The organism is Amycolatopsis silviterrae (genome assembly GCF_042684085.1).
Taxonomy (GTDB): Bacteria; Actinomycetota; Actinomycetes; order Mycobacteriales; family Pseudonocardiaceae; genus Amycolatopsis; species Amycolatopsis silviterrae.
Window position 1 is genome coordinate 148,958 of the sequence record NZ_JBHUKS010000023.1, and the last position, 19,798, is coordinate 168,755.

19 protein-coding genes are annotated in these 19,798 nt (G+C 68.4%); 7 read left to right on the forward strand and 12 right to left on the reverse strand.

Annotated features, from left to right (window positions below):
- Nucleotides 1–474 carry a MarR family winged helix-turn-helix transcriptional regulator gene (locus ACFSVL_RS29020; RefSeq protein WP_378308731.1) on the reverse strand — a complete coding sequence of 158 codons (474 nt, stop codon included), beginning with the start codon at nt 472–474 and terminating at the stop codon, nt 1–3.
- A 56-nt stretch (nt 475–530) separates the two neighbouring features.
- On the opposite strand from ACFSVL_RS29020, the gene ACFSVL_RS29025 reads away from it, so the two are divergent.
- The 3 genes from ACFSVL_RS29025 to ACFSVL_RS29035 all read left to right on the forward strand — a co-directional run bounded on the left by ACFSVL_RS29025 (nt 531) and on the right by ACFSVL_RS29035 (nt 3,294).
- Complete coding sequence (locus ACFSVL_RS29025) at nt 531–1,373, forward strand: LLM class flavin-dependent oxidoreductase (RefSeq protein ID WP_378308732.1); 843 nt, start codon at nt 531–533, stop codon at nt 1,371–1,373.
- Between the two features lie 63 nt (nt 1,374–1,436).
- Nucleotides 1,437–2,531, forward strand: coding sequence for an alpha/beta hydrolase family protein (locus ACFSVL_RS29030; protein ID WP_378308733.1), 1,095 nt, complete (start codon nt 1,437–1,439; stop codon nt 2,529–2,531).
- Between the two features lie 223 nt (nt 2,532–2,754).
- Nucleotides 2,755–3,294, forward strand: a complete 540-nt coding sequence (locus ACFSVL_RS29035; RefSeq protein ID WP_378308734.1) for a hypothetical protein — start codon at nt 2,755–2,757, stop codon at nt 3,292–3,294.
- Here ACFSVL_RS29035 and ACFSVL_RS29040 read toward each other — a convergent pair.
- Genes ACFSVL_RS29040 through ACFSVL_RS29055 form a run of 4 tightly spaced genes read right to left on the reverse strand, consistent with a single transcriptional unit; the run spans nt 3,291 to nt 7,570 of the window.
- Complete coding sequence (locus ACFSVL_RS29040; protein WP_378308735.1) at nt 3,291–4,394, reverse strand: aminopeptidase; 1,104 nt, start codon at nt 4,392–4,394, stop codon at nt 3,291–3,293. The genes ACFSVL_RS29035 and ACFSVL_RS29040 overlap by 4 nt on opposite strands.
- Nucleotides 4,391–5,890: an FGGY-family carbohydrate kinase gene (locus tag ACFSVL_RS29045; protein WP_378308736.1), complete on the reverse strand. Its 1,500-nt coding sequence runs from the start codon at nt 5,888–5,890 to the stop codon at nt 4,391–4,393. The genes ACFSVL_RS29040 and ACFSVL_RS29045 overlap by 4 nt, the downstream gene beginning before the upstream one ends.
- A gap of 19 nt (nt 5,891–5,909) precedes the next feature.
- Nucleotides 5,910–6,725 (reverse strand): BtpA/SgcQ family protein, encoded by an 816-nt coding sequence (locus ACFSVL_RS29050; RefSeq protein ID WP_378308737.1) that lies wholly within the window; start codon nt 6,723–6,725, stop codon nt 5,910–5,912.
- Nucleotides 6,726–6,781: 56 nt separating this feature from the next.
- Complete coding sequence (locus ACFSVL_RS29055) at nt 6,782–7,570, reverse strand: DeoR/GlpR family DNA-binding transcription regulator (protein WP_378308738.1); 789 nt, start codon at nt 7,568–7,570, stop codon at nt 6,782–6,784.
- A gap of 137 nt (nt 7,571–7,707) precedes the next feature.
- On the opposite strand from ACFSVL_RS29055, the gene ACFSVL_RS29060 reads away from it, so the two are divergent.
- Both ACFSVL_RS29060 and ACFSVL_RS29065 read left to right on the forward strand, forming a co-directional pair.
- The gene (locus ACFSVL_RS29060; RefSeq protein ID WP_378308739.1) at nt 7,708–8,475 is read left to right on the forward strand and encodes an SDR family NAD(P)-dependent oxidoreductase; all 768 of its coding nucleotides are present in this window, start codon (nt 7,708–7,710) and stop codon (nt 8,473–8,475) included.
- Between the two features lie 25 nt (nt 8,476–8,500).
- Nucleotides 8,501–9,742 carry an MFS transporter gene (locus tag ACFSVL_RS29065; protein ID WP_378308740.1) on the forward strand — a complete coding sequence of 414 codons (1,242 nt, stop codon included), beginning with the start codon at nt 8,501–8,503 and terminating at the stop codon, nt 9,740–9,742.
- Nucleotides 9,743–10,135: 393 nt separating this feature from the next.
- Here ACFSVL_RS29065 and ACFSVL_RS29070 read toward each other — a convergent pair whose 3' ends face one another.
- Entirely contained in the window at nt 10,136–10,759 is a 624-nt protein-coding gene (locus tag ACFSVL_RS29070) for a TetR/AcrR family transcriptional regulator (protein WP_378308741.1), read from the reverse strand.
- An 85-nt stretch (nt 10,760–10,844) separates the two neighbouring features.
- Between ACFSVL_RS29070 and ACFSVL_RS29075 the strand changes: the two genes are divergently transcribed.
- Nucleotides 10,845–12,905 (forward strand): HelD family protein, encoded by a 2,061-nt coding sequence (locus ACFSVL_RS29075; RefSeq protein WP_378308742.1) that lies wholly within the window; start codon nt 10,845–10,847, stop codon nt 12,903–12,905.
- Here ACFSVL_RS29075 and ACFSVL_RS29080 read toward each other — a convergent pair.
- From ACFSVL_RS29080 to ACFSVL_RS29095, 4 genes are all read right to left on the reverse strand, one after another.
- Nucleotides 12,887–14,086, reverse strand: coding sequence for a glycosyltransferase 87 family protein (locus ACFSVL_RS29080; RefSeq protein ID WP_378308743.1), 1,200 nt, complete (start codon nt 14,084–14,086; stop codon nt 12,887–12,889). The two genes, ACFSVL_RS29075 and ACFSVL_RS29080, sit on opposite strands and share 19 nt — an antisense overlap.
- Nucleotides 14,087–14,175: 89 nt before the next feature.
- The gene (locus ACFSVL_RS29085; RefSeq protein ID WP_378308744.1) at nt 14,176–16,554 is read right to left on the reverse strand and encodes an ATP-binding cassette domain-containing protein; all 2,379 of its coding nucleotides are present in this window, start codon (nt 16,552–16,554) and stop codon (nt 14,176–14,178) included.
- Nucleotides 16,555–16,598: 44 nt separating this feature from the next.
- A complete protein-coding gene (locus ACFSVL_RS29090; RefSeq protein WP_378308745.1) occupies nt 16,599–17,009 on the reverse strand; it encodes a VOC family protein in 411 nt (136 codons plus the stop codon).
- 10 nt (nt 17,010–17,019) lie between these two features.
- On the reverse strand, nt 17,020–17,463 hold the full coding sequence (locus ACFSVL_RS29095) for a helix-turn-helix transcriptional regulator (protein ID WP_378308746.1): 444 nt from the start codon (nt 17,461–17,463) through the stop codon (nt 17,020–17,022).
- A gap of 108 nt (nt 17,464–17,571) precedes the next feature.
- On the opposite strand from ACFSVL_RS29095, the gene ACFSVL_RS29100 reads away from it, so the two are divergent.
- On the forward strand, nt 17,572–18,456 hold the full coding sequence (locus tag ACFSVL_RS29100; protein ID WP_378308747.1) for a hypothetical protein: 885 nt from the start codon (nt 17,572–17,574) through the stop codon (nt 18,454–18,456).
- On the opposite strand, the gene ACFSVL_RS29105 is transcribed toward ACFSVL_RS29100, so the two are convergent.
- On the reverse strand, nt 18,453–19,091 hold the full coding sequence (locus ACFSVL_RS29105; RefSeq protein ID WP_378308748.1) for a pyridoxine/pyridoxamine 5'-phosphate oxidase: 639 nt from the start codon (nt 19,089–19,091) through the stop codon (nt 18,453–18,455). The genes ACFSVL_RS29100 and ACFSVL_RS29105 overlap by 4 nt on opposite strands.
- A 1-nt stretch (nt 19,092) precedes the next feature.
- A complete protein-coding gene (locus tag ACFSVL_RS29110; RefSeq protein WP_378308961.1) occupies nt 19,093–19,764 on the reverse strand; it encodes a hypothetical protein in 672 nt (223 codons plus the stop codon).
- Nucleotides 19,765–19,798 lie beyond the last annotated feature (34 nt).

Genomic DNA, 19,798 nt, shown 5'->3' on the forward strand with positions numbered 1-19,798 from the left:
TTAGGGCAGTTCGGAGCGCAACCGGTGCTGCAGTTCGATGAGTGTCTGCCGGGCCAAGTCCAGGCGTTCCAGGTCTAGGCCGTCGGTCGTGCGCAGAGCCAGGTCGTCGTACGCCGCTTGCATTCGGTGCAAGGCGGCTAGCCCGGTCGGGGTGGCTTCGAGCAGTTTGGCGCGCTGGTGCGCGGGGTTCGGGCGGTAGCGGGCCAGGTCGTCGTCGACGAGCAGGTCGGCGACGCGTTGGACACTCTGCCTCGTGTGACCCAGCTGGGCGGCGATGGTCGCGACCGGCGCGGGTTCCGCTTCGACCGCGGCCAGCACCTGGTACCGCGCGACGCTCAGCCCGGTGGGGCGGGCGATGCCGTTGCCGACTGCCTCCAGGACGTCGGAGAGCCGGATGACCTCGTCCATGAGGTCGTTGTAGGCGTCGCAGGCCTTCTTGACAGCATGCTGTCGTATCGCTAGCTTGTCGGACATGACAGCATGCTGTCATTCGCTGCCGGGTAGGGCAACAGCATCGAGAGGACAATCTGGTGCGGATCGGTATTGGACTTCCGAATCAAGTGCGCGACGTCGATCCCTCGGTCGTGCCGCGGTGGGCGGCGCGGGCGGAGGAGGCGGGGTTTTCCACGCTGGCGACGATCGGCCGGTACGCGTACCCGGGGGTGAGCGACACGGTTTCGCTGGCCGCCGCGGCGGGGGCGACGTCTCGGATCGGGCTGCTCAGCGGCGTATTGCTCGCACCGACGTGGCCGGCTGCGTTGCTGGCCAAGGAAATCGCGAGCATCGACGGGGTTTCCGGGCACCGGCTGACGTTCGGGGTCGGGGTGGGGCTGCGGGAGGAGGAGTTCACCGTGCCTGGGCTTGGGGCCCGCGGGCGTGGTGCGCGGTTCGACGCTGACCTGGAGATTTACCGCAACGTGTGGAGCGGCAAGCCGGTCGGGGAGAATCCGGCGGTGCCGGCTGGGGCCCGGCAGGTGCCGATGTTGTTCGGCGGATACACCGACCAGGCCTTGCATCGGATGGTGCGGTGGGGGACGGGCTACATCGCCGGGTCGGGGTCGGTGGCGGCGAGTGCTCCTCGGTTTGAAGCGGCGAAACGGGCTTGGCGCGAGAGTGGCCGGTCTGGAGAGCCGCGGCTGGTTTCGCTGGCTTACTTCGGGTTGGGCGACGTCGATGCCGGGTTGGCGAATGTGCGGGACTTCTATCGGTTGGCACCGAAGGAAGTCGCGGACAGTGTGGTGCCGTGTGTGTCCGCGGAGATGGTGCGGAAGTCTATTGCGGACTTCGCGGAGCTGGGCGTGGATGAGCTGGTTTTCGTGCCGGTGACTGATGAGGTGGACGACGTTGCCCGGCTGGCGGAGGTGGTCGGCTGAGCCGGGGTTTTATCCGGGACATCACTGATGCCGCTTAGGGGCGAGCGGCTCCATGCTGAGAGCATGAGACTGCGCGTGATAGCGATCGTCGCGGCGATGCTGGTAGTGGTGGGGGCGGGGACAGCGCAGGCGGCACCGCGATTGGCGTTGCCGGAACCCACTGGGTTCAGTCCGGTCGGGACCTCCACCTTTCACTTCACCGACACCTCCCGTGCGGATCCGTGGGTTCCTTCGCAGCGGCGGGAAATGATGGTCACGCTGTGGTACCCGGCGCAGTTTCCGGGACGCCGGGCCACGCAGTACGTCACGCAGCGGGAATCCGAGCTGATGGTGGCGGAGCTGGAAGACCCGGCGATGGCAAGGGACCTGCTGACCAAGGTCCGGCTTCATTCCACTGTGGACGCTCCGCCGCAGTACCGGCGGATGCCGTTGGTCGTGCTCTCGCCGGGGTTCACGTTGCCGCGCGCGACGTTGTCGTCGTTGGCCGAGGAGCTGGCCAGCCGCGGGTACGTCGTGGCGGGGATCGGGCACAACTACGAATCGACCGCGACGACCTTCCCGGACGGGCACACGACGCAATGCGTGGCCTGCCAGATCCAGGACTGGGAAAAGCTCGTCAAGGCCCGGGCAGCGGATGTGTCATTCGTACTCGATCGGCTCGTCGGGCGGCATCCGGTGTGGGGCGGCGGACGGCTGATCGACGACCGGCGGATCGCGATGATCGGGCAATCGATCGGCGGGGCCGCCACGCCCCCGGCGATGCTGGCCGACCGGCGGATCCGCGCCGGGGCGGCGCTGGACGGCAAGTACTACCTGCCGGTGACCGGGCTGGACCGGCCGTTTCTGCAGTTCGGGGTGGCCGAGCACGCGCCGGGCGGGACGCTGGACCCCTCGTGGGACGAGGCGTGGCGCGGGATGACCGGGTGGAAGCGGTGGCTCACCGTCGACGGCGGCGAACACAGCATGTTCACCGATCAGCTGCTGCTGTGCCAGCAGGCCGGGGTGCCGTTGCCGGGGCTGGGGATCGATCCGTCGCGCGGGATCCGGGTCAGCGAGGCGTACTTGACCGCGTTCCTGGACGAGCACCTGCGCGGGGCGCATCAGCGGCTGCTGGACGGGCCGTCGCAGCGGTACCCCGAAGTGCGGTTTTGGGACTGATGCCCGCCAGTCGAGAAGTCCGCGGGAATTTCTTCGCAACCCCCTCCGGCACCGTGCGTCTCTATAGGCAAAGGGAAAGCCAAGAGCTGGTCAGGGGAGAATTGAAATGCTCAGGAAGACTGTCAAATTGGCCACCGTCGGAGCGGCGCTGGGTGCGGTCGCGCTGCTTTCCGCGTGCTCTGGACAGAATTCAGCCGCACCGGCGAGCAACCAGTCCGCCCCGGTGAACGTCGCGGCGAAGAGCCAGGTCCAGCAGCCGGACGCGCCGGTAAAAAAGGGCGGCAGCGGCGGTGGCGGGGGTAATTCGGAGGACGTTAATTGCAGTGCGCACGGTGGAACCGTCGGGCCGCGCAAGGTTTCTTTGATTGCTGATGCGACTGAAGCCGGTACGGTTGGCTGCACCGAAGCGTTCAACGTGATGACCGAATACTTCGACAATATCGACAAGGCCGTCGGGGTCAACTACATGATGACCGTCCAGGGCTGGCAGTGCCTGACCGACACCGGTGCGGAGGGCTCGCACGAGGTCCGGTGCGAGAAGGACGGCCTCAAGATGCACACCACCCCGCCCAAGGACGAGAACACTCCGGACCCGCAGGAGCAGGGCACGGGCTACAACGGCGCCCCGATCGACAACCCGGACGCTCCGAACCGCCAGGAGCAGGGGACCGGCTACCACGGGGTTCCGGTCGACCCGCCGGCCGCGCAGGACCAGGGCACCGGATACCACGGCGCGCCGATCGACAACCCGGACCAGAACTAGCTCAGCCCAGGCCACACCACGTGGCCGCGGTCGACGACGGGGGTTCCGTCGATCGCCAGGGTGCCGCCGCCACCGGGGGCACCCGACCGGAGATCCTTGACGATGTCCCAATGCAGCGAGGACTGGTTCACCCCGCCGCATTCCGGGTACGCCCGGCCCAGCGCGAGATGCACGGTGCCGAGGATCTTCTCGTCGATGAACAGGTCGCCGGTCCATTGCCGGACCGCGGAACTCACGCCGATGCCCAGTTCACCGACCCGATGCGAGCCTTCGTCGGTGTCGATGAGGGCGCGGGCGACCTCCGCGCCGCGAGTGGCCCGGACGTCCACGACCTGGCCGGCGGCGAAGTCCAGCCGGAGATCCTCGAAGACCTGACCGGCGAAAATCGCGGTGCCGGCAAAGGTGATGTGGCCATCGACCTGGTTGTCTATCGGGGCGGTGGCCACTTCGCCGTCGGGGAGGTTCGCGTCTCCGGCGAAGAGGACGCCGCGGCGGCCGGCGATGCCGAGGGTCAGGTCGGTGTCGGCGGAGGTGATGGTGACTTCCGCGCCGTTGGTGAGGGCGTCGGCGACGGGTTGCCAGCGCTCGCGGTTCGCGTCCCAGTCGTCCAGGGCACCGGCGAAGAACTCGTTGAGCAGGGTTTCCGCCGGGACGTTGATCCGGGCGGCCCAGTCCGGGGTCGGGACGCGCACCACTGCCCAGCGGGTGCCTTGCCAGCGCAGGGTGGAGACGACGCCCTTGGCGGTACGCAAGGCGGCCAGGCGTTGTGGCAGGTCCACAATGGACGAAGTGTCGGCTTCCGGCCACAGCATGGCACGCAGTGAAACGTGCACGGTGGACCATTCCATCGCGGCGCGTTCGACCGGCGCGGGGGCGGCGAGCTGGTCCAGGTCGTACGCGGCCAGTGCGTCGGCTTCGGCGAATTCGCTGGTGTAGACGGTTTGCACGGCCGCGCCGCGCCGGGTGACCGCTTGGATCAGCGCGTGCGCACCGGGCAGCGCGGCCGCGTCGTTGACGAAAATGCTCACTCGCGAGTCGGCCGTCACCTCCAGCCGGGTCGCGATGTGGTCGGCTAGCTGCGCCCAGCGCTGGTCGGTCATGACTCCCTCAGTTCGGTCAGGCCGGCCAGGATCGGCCGGGTGGCGCGGTAGAACTCGTCGAACAGTTCGCGTTGCCGGGCATACAACGCGGTGTGCTCGGGGCGGGGCACGAGGGTCGCGGTCGGGGTGACCCATTGGTCGAGGTCGCGCGGATGCAGTACCGCGCGGGCGGCGAGCATGGCGTCTCCGTAGGCCGCGCCGGGGCCGGACACGATTTCCTGTGGATAGCCGCTGATGTCGGTGACCGCTTGGGCCCAGACGCGGTTCTTCGTACCGCCGCCGACCGCCCGGATGCGTTGGGGTGGAAGGCCTTCCGCGTCGAACGAGCGCAGCGCGGCGGCGGCGCTGTGGGCGATCGACTCCACTACCGCCCGGGCCAGGTCGCCGCGGTTGTGGTCCAGGGACAGACCGAGAAAAGCGCCGCGCGCGCCCGCGTCGTACAGCGGGGTTCGTTCGCCGCTCAGGTACGGCAGGGCCAGCAGGCCGCGTGCGCCGGGCGGGGATTTCGCGGCCAGGTCGGCGAGTTCGCCGAACACCTCGTCGCTGCCGCCCGCGTCGGGGGCCAGCAGGTCGGCGTACCAGCGGGTGAAGCTGCCCGCGGTCGCGGTTCCGGCGGCGAGCAGGTAGGTGTCGCGGAACAGAAACGGGGCGGGCCACAGGTTGGGCGAGTTGTGCGGCGTGTCCAGCACTTCGATGAGGAAGTGCGACGAGCCGTACATCAGCATCATGTCGCGGTGCGAGGTCACGCCCGCGCTGAGTGCTTCGGCGGCCGCGTCGGGTGCGCCGACCAGCACCGGAGTGCCCGCGCGAAGCCCGGTTTCGGCCGCGGCCCACGCGGTGATCTCACCGGCGATGTCGGATGACCAGCCCAGTTCGGGCAGTTGCTCGATCCGCAGCGTGCCCGGGTTTCCGTCGAGGTTCCACGTGTGGGTGCGCTGGTCGTAGAACGGGTGGTAATACGCGCCGGTGGCGTAGTCGATGATCCAGCGGCCGGTGAGCCGTCCGGTGACGAACGTCTGGCAGGTCACGAATTTCGCGGTGCGGGCGAAGACTTCTGGCTCGTGCTGTTCGATCCAGTTGACCTTCGGACCCGCCGACTGCGACGTGAGCGAGGTACCGCTGCGCAGCACCTCGACCGGGCCCAGCGCGTCGTTGAGCTGGGCGATCTGCTCCTCGGCCCGCGCGTCCACGCCGTACAAGATCGCGCCGCGCAACGGATTTCCGCCGGCGTCGATCGGAAGGACGCACGGGCCGATCCCGCTCACCGCCACCGCGGCGATGTCCATTGCGGACAGTCCGCTTTCGGCGAGCAGGGCGGTGGCGACCGTGATGAAGCCTTGCCACCACACGGTTTCCGGGTCGTGCTCCAGGAAGCCCGGCGCGGGTACGGTGACCCGGTGCGGCCGCCGGTGCTGCGCGACGATGTGCCCGTCCGCGCGCACCAGCACGCCTTTCGCCTCATAGGTGCCGATGTCCACCCCGAGCACGACAGTCATGGTTTTTCCTTACCGAGCCTTACAGGGTCTTGCGGAAGTCGCGCACCGCACCGACGAGTTCGCGCACACGGTCGACGCTCGCGCGGTTCTCGAAGACGCCGTCCTCCTTGAAGTAGGTGCCCACGACCGCGCCGTCGGCGATGGCCAGCTGGTCCGCGGCGTTGTGCGCCTTCACGCCGGTGTTCACGAAAACCGGCACCGAACCGGCCGCGTCCTTGACGATCTTCAGCGACTGGGTGTCGGTCGGCGCGCCCGCGGTGAGGCCGGAAACGCAGATCCCGTCCGGCAGCGTCGCGAACACCGTGCTCGCGGTGATGGACGCGAGGCTCCGCTCGGCGAGGTACGCCGCCGATTCCGGCACGATGTTGAACAGCAGCTTCACGCCGTCCGCGCCGATCCGGTGCCGGTGCCGGGCGACCTCGCCGATGTTGGTGTTCCACAGTCCGAAGTCGCTGGCGTAGACGCCGGTGAAAATTTCTCTCACCCACTGCGCGCCGGTGGCGACCGCGAGATCGATCGAGGCGCGGCCGTCCCACAGCACGTTTACCCCGTAGGGCACGGAAATCTCGGGCAGCAGCTCGGTGATGACGCGAGCCATCGAGATCGCGGTGATCGGCTCGGTCTGGGTGAGGTACGGCAGGCTGAACTCGTTGGAGATCATCACGCCGTCGACGCCGCCGGTCTGCAGTGCGTCCAGTTCGGCCTTCGCCCGGTCCACGATCGCGGAGATGCCCGCCGCGCTGTCGTACCCGGGATCGCCGGGCAGCGCGGACAGGTGCAGCATCGCGATAATCGGTTTGGGCGCGGCGAAGACGTCGTCAAGCCAGGTGGTCATGCGAGAGTGCTCTTTCTTGTCGGTACTGCAGCGGCGATCCGCGCTGATCGCCGAGGTCAGGACTTGGCTTTCGGGCTGGCCACGGTGATCACCTCGATGCCGCTCTGCGCGGCCGCGGCGACCACCGGATGGTCGGGCTCCCCGTCGGTCACCAGGATTTCCGCCGCGTCGAGCGGGGCGATGTTGACCAGGTGGGAGCGGTCGAGCTTGGTGTGATCGGCGACCACGATCAGCCGGTCGGCGGCGGCGATCGCGGCGCGCTTCACCGCGCTTTCGTCGCGGTGGTAGTCGGTGAACCCGCGGGTGACGGCCACGCCGGCGACGCCCATGACGAACGTGTCGCAGTTGTAGCGGGCGAACCATTCGACGGTTTCGGTGCCGATGAGGCTCAGTTCGCCGGGCCGGACCAGGCCGCCGGCCAGCAGCACCGTGGTGTCCGGTTCGCCGGCGAGTTCGACCGCGACCAGGACGCTCGGGGTCAGCACAGTGAGCCCGAGACCGGAGCCCTTGAGTGCCCGGGCGACCGCGAGCGCGGTGCTGCCGCTGTCGAGGATCACCGTTTCCCGCGAGCGCAGCCGACTGACGACGGCCTCGGCGATATGCTGTTTACCTGCGGCTTCGAGGTCCGCGCGGGACTCGAAGGACGGCTCGGCGAACTTGCCGATCGCGATCGCGCCGCCGATCACCTTGCGCACCGAACCCGCGGCGGCGAGCACGTCGATGTCGCGGCGGATCGTCATCTCGGAGACGTCGAACTCGTCGGCGAGATCGGCGAACGTGATCTCGCCGTGAGCCACTACGCACTCGCGGATCAGTCGCTGCCGCTCGCTGACATCGCCCGCCATGGGACCTCTCTCCTCGCCGCTGTCCGGATGATGTTGTGACTTTATCACACAAATTCTCAAAAACATCAGGTCTTGTGTGATAGTTTCGCAAAAGCGTAGCCTCCACTGTGATCGCATCACAGACAGAGGAGTTGCTCATGAGGCTGGACGGCAAAGTCGCCGTGATCACCGGCGCCGCGAGCGGGCAGGGCGCCGCGGCCGCGCGCCGGTTCGCCGAGGAGGGCGCGGCGGTCGTGCTGCTGGACTGGAGCGCTGACCAGGGCAAAGCCGTGGCCGCCGAACTGACCGAGGCCGGGCGTCGGGCCGTCTTCCACCAGCTAGACATCTCCGACGAACCCGCGGTCGCGGAAACGATTGCCGCGGTGCGCGCCGAGTTCGGCACGATCGACGTGTTATTCAATAACGCCGGGATCGGCTACTCGTCCAACGACACCTACAACATGACCACGGTGCTGGACACGCCTCCGTCGCACTGGCGCAAGATCCTGGAGATCAACCTCGACGGTGCGGCCAATGTGACCAGGCACGTCCTGCCGATCATGATCGAGGGCGGCGGCGGTTCGATCATCAACAACGCGTCGATCAACGGCATCGTCGGCATGCCCGGCGCGGACGCCTACACCGCGTCCAAGGGCGGGCTCGTCGCGCTGACCAGGGTGTGGGCGGTGGATTACGGCCGCAAAGGCGTGCGCGTCAACTGCATCTGCCCTGGTTCGATCCGCACCCCGATGATGGCCGACGCGATCAAGAGCGCCGAGGACGAGGAGCACTTCTCGAACAACCTGCTCGGCCGGATGGGCACCTCCGAGGAGATCGCCAACATCGCCCTGTTCTTCGCCTCCGACGAGTCGAGCTACCTGACCGGCGTCATCCTGCCGGCCGACGGTGGCTGGACCGCGCAGTAGCGCCCGCACAGAACGGCTGTCTCCCATGGTCAACACCGTCCCCGAAGCGCCGCCGCGAGACCTGCTGTCCCGGATCGGGATCCCGAAAAAGATCTCCTGGGGTTTCGCCGGCATTTTCCTGTTCATGGTCGGCATCGGTCTCGAACTGAGCTGGCTGAGCCCGTACCTCGTGGACCGGGGTGTCGACGTCAGCGTCGTCGCCGCCGTGTTCTCCACCTACGGGGTCACGGTTTCGATCGCGTCCTGGCTGTCCGGGGTGTTCTTCGAGATCGTCGGCGCGAAACGCACCATGCTGATCGCGTTCCTGCTGTTCACCGCCGGTACCACGCTGTTCGTCCTGGTCGGCGTGCAGCAGCAGGCGGTGTGGGCGCTGTTCGCCGGCTACGCGATCAAGGGGTTCAGCTATCCGCTGTTCTCGTATTCGTTCCTGGTCTGGATCGCCTACCGTGCCGAACGCGACCGGATGAGCGCGGCGTACGGCTGGTTCTGGTTCGCCTTTTCCGGCGGGATGAGCGTGGTCGGCGCGTACGGTTCGGACCTGCTGATCAAAGCGATGGGCGAGATTCCGGTGCTGTGGTGCACCATCGCGTGGGCCGCGCTCGGCACGTTCGCGATCGTGGTGCTGAACCGCGACGACATCAAACCGGACCGCACCGCCCATCGGTGGCGGGAACTGGCGTCGCTGTTCACCATCGTGCGCACCGAACCGCGGCTGTTGCTGGTGCTCGGGATTCGCGTCGTGAACACGTTGCCGCAGTTCGGGTTGCCGGTGTTCGTGCCGCTTTACCTGCAGCAGTTCGGGTACAGCACGTCGGAATGGCTGAGCATCTGGGGAACGATCTGGCTGTCCAACATCGTGTTCAACCTGCTGTCGGGACACCTCGGCGACCGGATGGGCTGGAAGCGGACGATCGCGTACTTCGGCGGCTTCGGCGGGGCGGTGTCGGTACTGGCGTTTTTCTATGCGCCGCAGGTGTTTGGGCATAATTACTGGGCGCTGCTGATCGTGGGATTGCTGCTCGGGATGTGCATCGCCGGGTATGTGCCGCTGGACGCGATCGTCGCGAACATCGTGAAGTCCAACAAGGGGGCGGCGCTGTCGATCCTCAATCTCGGGGCCGGACTGTCCACTTTGGCCGGTCCGTTGCTGGTGGCGTTGTTCGCGCATCTCATCGGGTATGTGGGGGTGGCTTGGATTATGGGGCTGCTGTATGTGGCGGTGGGGTGCACGGTTTGGTACGTGACACCTCGCAAGTCGGCCGCGTAACCGTTCCGGTTCAGGGTCCGTGAGGGCCACCTTGAGGGAATCAGGTTCCCAACGCGAGGGGCTTAAGCCGGGCGGCCCCAGCCTGTTGACCGTCCATAAAGGACGCACAGGTCGGTGAAATACCCGATTGACGCCGGAATGCCCGTTTCTCCAGGTCTGTGAGGGGGTCCCTGGGGGAATCAGATTCCCTCAGGGGCCCCCTCACAGACGACACACTCAGCTCCCGCTGCCCCGCGTCGGCTCGGCGCAAGCCAACCCGGTCCACCAGCCTTTTCGGCCTGGGCGGACACGCCTCGGCTACGCCCATAACGCCGCATCAAGTCCCCGGCATGGGAATCTGGGGTCGTGAAGGGTCCCTCGCGGACGACAACCCCTCACGGCACGCGCCCCGCGTCACAGCACTGAGGACAGCCCCTCCGTCAACACCCGGTAAGCCGCTTCCGCCCGGTCGACCGCCGCCGGATACGTCTCGGCGGCGCTTCGCCCGGACCGGATCTCCCGGGCGTTGTGGAACCCCAAAATCCGCTGCGCGCCGAAAATCTGCGCCGCCACCAGTCGCGCGGTGAACTCGTCCGAAACCCCGCACGACGCCTGCAGTTCCTCGACCAGTTCCTGCTCCTTCTCCAGCAGGTACGTGGCCAGCCGGGCCAGCAGCGACGGCGTCGAGTACAGCAGGGTGTGGCAGGTGATCGCGTCCGGCGAGTCGTTCAGGCCGGTCAGCGGGTCGTGGTCGGCAAGCCGCGCCAGGAAGGACCGTTCCAGCGCGGACAGCGCCGACTCGCCCTCCGCCCGGGCGCGGACGATTTCCGCCGGGCCGTTGTCGTCGGCGAATTGGTGGATGACCAGGTCTTCCTTGGTCGGGAAGTACGCGAACAGCGTCGGCTTCGAGACCTCCGCCTCGGCCGCGATGTCGGCGACCGAGACCCCGTCGAAGCCCGACTCCCGGAACAGGCGCAGCGCCGCCGAGGCGATCGCTTCCCTCGTGCGGCGGCGTTTGCGCTCGCGCAGTCCTGTCACGGGCGTCAGCCTAGCCGGAACCCGAACCCGGATAAAAACTTGACTGAGTTGTATATTTAACCTAGTCAAAAAACAGGGGGCGGGAGTGGAACCAGAGATCCGGGCGGAGCGCGAGTATCTCCAGGCCTGTCGCGCGGAGCTGGACCGCATGCGGAAGGAGATCAACTCCGCGATCGAGACAGGGATGGGCGAGGGCGACGCGGTCGACGACAAGTACTTCAATCACGTCCTCCGGCAGTTTCGCACCGAGATCGCCGAGGAGCTAGCGGATATCGACGACGCGCCGCTCTTCTTCGGCCACCTCGACTATCCGCCGGGCGAGGTCTACGAAGCCGCGCGCGGGTCGCATACCCGGTCGCCGGAGCATGACCTGGTTTACCTGGGGCGCCGAGGAATCCGGGACGACGACGGCGAACCTCTGGTGATCGATTGGCGGGCACCGCTCGCGAGGGCGTTTTACGAAGCTGATCACGACCATCCGATGGGGGTGCGGGTCCGGCGGCGCTACGGCTTCGATCAGGCGGGACTGCTCAGCGCGTACGAGGACGAACCGCTCGACCGGCCCGGTTCGTCGGCGAATCGGCTGCTCACGGCGGAGATCGAGCGGCCGCGGCAGGGGCCGATGCGGGACATCGTCGCCACCATTCAACCGGACCAGATGCGGCTGGTCCGGGCACCGGTCGACCGGACGCTCTGCATTCAGGGCGCGCCGGGGACTGGGAAGACCGCGGTCGGGCTGCATCGGCTGGCGTACCTGCTTTACACCGAGCGGGTCCGGCTGCAGAAAGCCGGCGGGGTCGCGGTGATCGGGCCGAACCGGTCGTTTCTCTCCTACATCGCGGGCGTGCTGCCGGCACTCGGCGAGGTGGCGGTTTCCCAGGCCACGATTGACGAACTGACCGGCGCGGGGCTTCCGGCCGAGCGCGTCGACGATCCGCGCACCGCACGCGTCAAGGGGGACGTCCGGATGGCGGAGGTCGTCCGGCGGCAGCTGTGGGCGCGGATCCGGCCGGTCGACCGGACGCTCGAGGTCAAGTACCAGCACCGGACCTGGCGGCTGTATCCGGAGGACATCGCCGAGGAACTGGCGGAAATCCTCAGCCGCGGCGCGGACTACAGCGCTGGTCGCGAACTGCTGGCCCAGCGGCTCGCGCATCGGATTCTCCGGGAGATGGAGCGGGCCGGCGGGACGAGCGCGACCCTGCATCAGCTCCGCCGCAACGGCGCGATCACCAAGCTGGTCCGCGAGATGTGGCCGGCGGTCGAGCCCGCGCGGCTGATTCACGACCTGCTCACCGACAAGGACTGTCTTGCGGAGGCGGCGGACGGGGTGCTGACCGCGGAGGAGCAGGAGGTGCTGCTGCGTCCGCGTCCGCGCAGTCGGAAGGCGATGACCTGGTCAACGCTCGATCTGGCGTTGCTCGACGAGGTCGCGGCGCTGGTCGAGCGTCCGGCGAAGCTGGGGCACGTGGTGGTGGACGAAGCGCAGGACCTCAGCCCAATGCATCTGCGGGCGATCGCGCGCCGGTTGGCCGGTGCGTGCACGGTGCTCGGAGATGTCGCGCAGGCGACCAGTCCGTCCGCGGTCCGCGATTGGGCCACGGTGCTGACCCATCTCGAACGATCCACCGGGCGGATCGAGGAACTCACGCACGGCTACCGCGTTCCGGCGGACGTGCTCGACTTCGCCGCTCGGCTGCTTCCGCACATCGCGCCTGACCTGCGTAGTCCGACGTCGTTCCGGCATTCCGCGGACGCCTTGCACCTCACCGAAACCGCTCCCGGCGAGACGGTCGCTACCGCGGTCATGGCGTGCGCGACCGCCCTCAAGCAGGAGGGGTCGATTGGGCTGCTGGCGGCGGACGACGACATCCCGGAGCTGCACCGGGCCCTCACCGAACGCGGGCTGGACCACGCGGTGCTGGGTACCGACGGAGCCGCCCGGATCACGCTGGCACCGGTGAGTTTGGCGAAGGGCCTGGAGTACGACACCGTCCTGGTGGTCGAACCGGCGCGGATCGTGGCGGCGGAAGAGCGTGGGCTGCAACGGTTGTACGTCGCGCTCACCCGCGCGGTCAGCACGTTGCACGTCCTGCACGCGGATCGGCTGCCGGAGCCGTTGCTGCCTCAGACCGCGGCGGTCTGACGGCGCGTCGCGTAGTACTGCCAGCCGAGAAACCCCAGCGCCAGCAGCAAATAGCTGTTGCCGATCACGTGCTCGACGGGTCCCCAGGTCAGCTCCCGGTACCCGTTCTTCGGCAGCCACGTGTGGGGTGCGATCACGAAAATCGCGGCCACGGCGGCCAAACCGGCGACCGCGATCCGAGTGTGCGCCCGGGCGGCGAACAGCACGAGCGCGGGCACGATCCACACCCAGTGGTGTGACCAGGAAATCGGCGAACACACCAGAATCGCCGCGGTGTTGAGCAGAAACGCCATCGGTGGGTCGGCGCGCAGCATCGCGGGGACGGTCAGCGCCAGCGCGGCCAAGGTCAGCACGGCGACCAGGATCAGCGTCGGCGTGTCCGGAAGCCCGAACCGGTGCAGCGCGCCCTGGATGGTCTGGTTCGTCGCGAAGATCGACCCGCTCATCCCGGACGCGCCGGTCAGCCCGCCGCCGAACCAGTACTTCGTCGACGCTTCCGGCGCGATCACGAACCCGGCCGCACCGGCGAGCACGAAGGTGACCACCGTGGTCACCGCCGCGCGGAAGTCCTTTTTCAGCAGGAAGAACAGCAGAAAACCGGCTGGAGTGATCTTCATGGCGGCGGCGAGGCCCAGCAGGACGCCGCGGGGCAGGCGGGTCCGGGGGCCGAGGCAGTCGAGCACCACGAGCGCCATCAGCAGCAGGTTGATCTGCCCGAACCACAACGTTTCGCGGACCGGTTCGAAGGCCAGCGAACCGGCACCGATCAGCAGCGCGGCCAGCAAGGCGGTCCGGCGCTGAGCGCGCGGCCGGACCACGACGTAGACCGTTCCGCAGAGCGCGGTCAGCGAGACGGCGAGCATCAGCATCGCGCCAAGCGGCAGCGGCAGCGCGGCGAAGATCAGGAAGACGACGGCCGCGAACGGCGGGTAGATGAACGGCAGGATCAGCCCGGCGCGGGTCGGCGGGAGCGGGCCGTAGACGTCCTCGCCCTGTGCCAGCGCCCGCGCGCCGGACCGGTAGATCTCCAGGTCGAGCGGCCACATCGTGCAGACGAGCCACAGAATGGCCGCCGCCACCGCGACCGCGGCGATGACCAGCGCGAACACCGTCCGCCGGCGGGTGCCGGCGTCGTCTAGCCACCGGCGCAGCACGACAGCGGGGGGCCGGATGGAAGTCACTCCGCGATCATGCCGGGGCAGTCACCCGTTCGCGCAGTGGGGGCGGGACCAGGCGGGAGATCTGCCCGTCGCAGATCTCCCGCACGGCGCTAGCCGACGTAAGCGGCCAGGTGCTTCCCGGTCAGCGTCCGCTTCTTCTTCACCAGTTCGGCGGGCGTCCCCTCGAAGACCACCTGCCCACCGTCGTGGCCGGCCCCGGGACCGAGGTCGATGATCCAGTCGGCGTGCGCCATCACGGCCTGGTGGTGCTCGATGACGATCACCGACTTGCCCGATTCGACCAGGTGGTCCAGCAGCCCGAGCAGCTGTTCCACGTCGGCGAGGTGCAGGCCGGTGGTCGGCTCGTCGAGGATGTACACGCCGCCGTTCGACCCCATGTGCGTCGCCAGCTTCAGCCGCTGGCGCTCGCCGCCGGACAGCGTGGTCAGCGGCTGGCCGAGGGTCAGGTAGCCGAGCCCGACCTGCTCCATCCGCTCGAGAATCCGGTGCGCGGCGGGGGTTTTCGCGTCGCCTTCGGCGAAGAAGGCGGTGGCCTGGGCGACTGACATCGCGAGCACCTCGCTGATGTCCCGTCCGCCGAAGTGGTACTCCAGCACCGACGCGTCGAACCGCTTGCCCTCGCAGACCTCGCAGGTGGTGGCCACCCCGGCCATCATCCCGAGGTCGGTGTAGATGACGCCGTTGCCGTTGCAGTTCGGGCACGCGCCTTCGGAGTTGGCGCTGAACAGGGCGGGCTTGACGTTGTTGGCCTTGGCGAAGGCCTTGCGGATCGGTTCGAGCAGCCCGGTGTAGGTCGCCGGGTTGCTCCGCCGCGACCCGCGGATCGGGGTCTGGTCCACCGACACGACATCCTCGGATTCCCGGATGGACCCGTGGATCAGCGAGCTTTTGCCCGATCCGGCGACACCGGTGATCACGCACAGCACGCCGAGCGGGATGTCGACGTCCACGTCCTGCAGGTTGTGCGTGTTCGCGCCGCGGATTTCCAGCACGCCCGTGCGCTCCCGCACCGACGGTTTGAGCGCGGCGCGGTCGTCCAAGTGCTTGCCGGTCAACGTTTTGCTCGCGCGCAGACCGTCCACAGTGCCCTCGAAACACACCGTGCCGCCGTTCGTGCCCGCGCCCGGCCCGAGGTCGACCACGTGGTCGGCGATCGCGATCGCCTCCGGCTTGTGCTCCACCACGAGGACGGTGTTTCCCTTGTCCCGCAAGCGGAGCAGCAGGTCGTTCATCCGCTGGATGTCGTGCGGGTGCAGGCCGATGGTGGGCTCGTCGAAGACATACGTGACATCGGTGAGCGACGATCCGAGGTGCCGGATCATCTTCACCCGCTGTGCCTCGCCGCCGGACAGCGTGCCCGCGGGCCGGTCGAGCGACAGGTAGCCGAGCCCGATCTCCACGAACGATTCGAGCGTCTCGTGCAGCGACTTCAGCAACGGCGCGACCGACGGATCGGACAGCTTCCCGACCCATTCGGCGAGGTCGCTGATCTGCATCGCGCACACGTCGGCGATGCTCATGCCGTCGATCTTGGCCGACCGCGCCAGCTCGCTCAGCCGCGTCCCGTCGCACTCCGGGCACGTCGCGAAGGTGACCGCCCGGTCCACGAACGCGCGGATGTGCGGCTGCATCGCCTCGACGTCCTTGGACAGATACGACTTCTGGATCCTCGGCACCAGACCCTCGTAGGTCATGTTGATGCCTTCGATCTTCATCCGCGTCGGTTCCTTGTACAGGAAGTCCTGCAGCTGGCGCTTCGTGTACTTGCGGATCGGCTTGTCCGGGTCGACCAGGCCGGACCCGGTGTAGAGCCGGTAGTTCCAGCCGCCCGGCGTGTAGCCGGGGATGGTCAGCGCGCCCTCGGCGAGCGACTTCGAATCGTCGTACAGCTGGGAAAGGTCGATGTCGTTGATCGAACCGCGGCCCTCGCAGCGCGGGCACATGCCGCCGGTGATGCTGAAGCTGCGCCGCTCCTTGATCTGCTTCCCGGCGCGCTGCACGGTGACCGCGCCCGCGCCGCTGACCGAGGCGACGTTGAACGAGAACGCCTGCGAAGACCCGATGTGCGGCTCGGCGAGCCTGCTGAACAGGATCCGCAGCATCGCGTTGGCGTCGGTGGCGGTGCCGACCGTCGAGCGCGGATCGGCCCCCATCCGCTGCTGGTCGACGATGATCGCGGTGGTCAGCCCGTCGAGCACATCGACCTCGGGACGGGCCAGCGTCGGCATGAAGCCCTGCACGAAACTGCTGTAGGTCTCGTTGATCAGCCGCTGCGATTCGGCCGCGATCGTGCTGAACACCAGCGAGCTTTTGCCTGAACCGGACACCCCGGTGAACACCGTCAGCCGGCGCTTCGGGAGTTCGACGCTCACGTCCTTGAGGTTGTTCACCCGGGCGCCCTGCACGCGGATCAGGTCGTGGCTGTCAGCGGCGTGTTCCGGCGCGGGTTTCCCCTTGGCCTTGGTCATCGTCTCTCCCTGTTTCTTTCCCCGGGGGTCCGGTCCGGGTCTCTTCAGTTCGCTTGCTGGATGCGGATCAGGTTGCCCGCCGGGTCGCGGAACGAGCAGTCGCGGACGCCGTAGGGCTGGTCGGTCGGCTCCTGCACGACCTCGGCGTCGCTGGCCTGCAGCTGGTTGAAGGTCGCGTCGACGTCCTTGGTGGACAGGTTCAGCGCGGCGTAGGTGCCCTTGGCCATCATTTCGGCGATCATCCGGCGTTCGTCGTCGGTGAGGCCGGGGAACGCGGCGACCGGCTGCAGCACGACGGAGGTGTCCGGCTGTCCGGGCGGGCCGACGGTAATCCAGGCCATTTCCCCGTACTTGACGTTGTTGCGCACTTCGAAGCCGAGAACGTCGCGGTAGAAGGTCAGCGTCGCTTCCGGGTCGGTGTGCGGGAGGAAGCTCGCGTGAATGGTCATCTCCATGGCGGTAACACTATGTGCGCGTGGAACGGGGTGCTTCTCGATTCCTGATCGGTCGGGTGACCTGTTTCGCTACACAGGGAGCCATGCCCTCGGTCGCTCCGGTCTCCTCCTGGCGGTACACGCTCGGCGGCTTCCCGACCAGCTCGGTAAAGCGCGTACTGAAGGTGCCCAGCGACGAGAACCCGACCTCGAAACACACCTCGGTGACGCTCAGATCGCCCCGCCGCAGCAACGCCATCGCGCGCTCGATGCGACGGGTCATCAGATACGAATACGGCGACTCTCCGTAAGCAGCGCGGAACTGCCGGCTGAGGTGCCCGGCGGAGACGTTGACGCTCCGCGCGAGCGCCTCGACGTCCAGTGGACGCGCGTACTCGCGGTCGATCCGGTCGCGCACCCGGCGTAACCGGGCGAGATCGGCCAGTCGCTGTGCGTCGTCCGGTTTGCTGGTCACTCCGAAATCGTGCCACGCCGATCGCCGCCAACCCAGTAATTCGCCCATTTCGGGCTGGTGGCCGATTCGTTCAAGACCGGCCCGCCGCGCCCGTGCGACGGTGGCGCGGTGACTGTGAAATTGGATGCCGTCGCCCCGTTCCTCGCCGGGCACGGCAGGTTGCTGGACCAGCGGCGGTTCGAGCTGCTGGAAGGAAACGGACGGGCCGAGGAGGTGCTCGCGGCGGTCGCGGCCTACCGGAATCCGGACGGCGGTTACGGCTGGGGCCTGGAACCGGACCTGCGCGCGCCGGAAAGCCAGCCGGGCGGCGCGCTGCACGCGTTCGAGATGTTCGCCGACGTCGCGCCGGTGACCACCCCGGACGCGGTGCGGCTGTGCGACTGGCTGGAGTCGGTGTCGTTCCCGGACGGCGGGCTGCCGTTCGCGTTCCCGGTCGCCGATCCGACCGCGTGCGCTCCCTTCTGGACCGGGGCGGACCCGACGGTGTTCTCGCTGCAGAGCACCGCGTTCACCACGTCGGCGGCGTGGCTGGTCGCCGAACACGACCCGGCCGTCGCGGCGCATCCGTGGCTCGCGCGGGCGACCGAGACGTGCCTGCGCGCGATCCGGGATCTCGACGAGATGCCGCACGCCATCGAGCTGAGCTTCGCGATCCACCTGCTCGACGCCGTGCACGACCGGTACCCGGAAGCTGCCGACCTTCTGACGAAGCTGGGGAAGTTCCTGCCGGACAACGGGATCGTCCCGGTGCCGGGCGGTTCCGAGGGCGAGGTGCTGCGTCCGCTGACCTTCAGCCCGCTGCCCGGCCCGTCCCGGCGGCTGTTCACCGCGGACGCGATCGAAGCGGACCTGACCCGGCTGGAAGCGGGCCAGCAGCCCGACGGCGGCTGGACGGTCGACTTCGCCAGCTTCTCCCCGGCGGCCGCGCTGGAATGGCGCGGCTACGCCACCGTCGGCGCGATCTCCGTACTACGGGCCAACTCCCGGCTCTAGGGCCAGAGACGTTCGCGGACCCAGCCCGCGGCCTCTCGGCGATAGCGGACCCGGACGTGCTGCCGGTCGTGCGAAGCCTGCCAGAACTCCACCGACTCCGGCTGGATCAGGTAGCGCGTCCATGTTTCCGGTGCCACGTCCGGGTTTTCCGCCACCCAGCCGGCGGCCGCCGCCGCGGCTTCGGTCAGCTTCGCCGGATCGGACAGCACCTCCGACTGATGCCCGACGTACGCCTCAGCGCGCGACGCCGGCGGCCGAGCGAGAAAGTCGGCGGCGGACACCTCGGGCGCGGCCGGGACCACCAGACCGCGCACGCGCACCTGTCGTCCCCGACCGGGCCAGAAGAACGTCAACGCCGCGCGCGGGTTCGCCGCCAGCTGCTGGCCCTTCGGGCTTTCCGCACTGGTCGCGACCGCCCAGCCGTCCTCGTCGACGTTCTTCAGGATCACCACGCGAGCGTCCGGCGCGCCGTCCGCGTCCACTGTGGACAGGGTGACCGCGTGCGGGGCAAGCACGTGTTCGCCCGCTTCGGTCAGCCAGGCGAGGAACAGTTCCTCGGGCGTTTCCGGGGTGTGGTCCGGGTCGAATTCCGGGAGCTGTTCAGGGAACGACGGCCAGCCGCGCAACGAAACCATGTCACCGACCGTACGGCGGCTGCCCCGGCGGCGGGTAGTGCGGCGGCTGCGGCCCGGCCGGACCCGCGGCGGGCGGGGGAGCGGTCTGCGGCATCGGCCCGGACGGGATCTGCCCGGGGAATCCGCCGGGACCCGGCTGCGGCGGCTGCTGGTAGGCCTGCTGCTGCGCCTGCCACTGCACCTGCTGGAACGCCTCGCCCGGCTGCGGGAAACAGAACAGCAGCTTCGCGTTGATCGCGCCGTGCATGGCCGCGCCCCAGAGCTTCCCGCCGGTGAACGCGTAGGTCATGCCCGCGTGCGGATCCACCGCGACCATCCGGGTTTCGCCGCCGAACTGGTTGCTCGTCTTCGCGCTCGCCAGCTGCGCCGCGTCCGGGTGCACGCGCCCGACCAGCCCGCAGATCACCACCGACGCGGCGGTCCAGCCGATCGTGCCCTGCACGTTGGCGCGGGCGTGCTGGGTGGCCATGCCGGTGAACTGCTGCAGCGTCGCCGCGTCGACGTTCGGGTAGGCCCCGGCGACGACGCAGTAGTTCATCGTGGACAGCATGATCGACTCGGTGAACAGGCCGACCGCGGCGGTCACCGGTCCGATCTGGACGGTGTTGAGCCTGCCGCCGCTGCGCGACACGCGTTCGGCGACCACCTGCAGGTACTGCTCTGGCGTGAGCACGTCCGCGACCTCCCCGGGGCTGAGCGGAATCCGC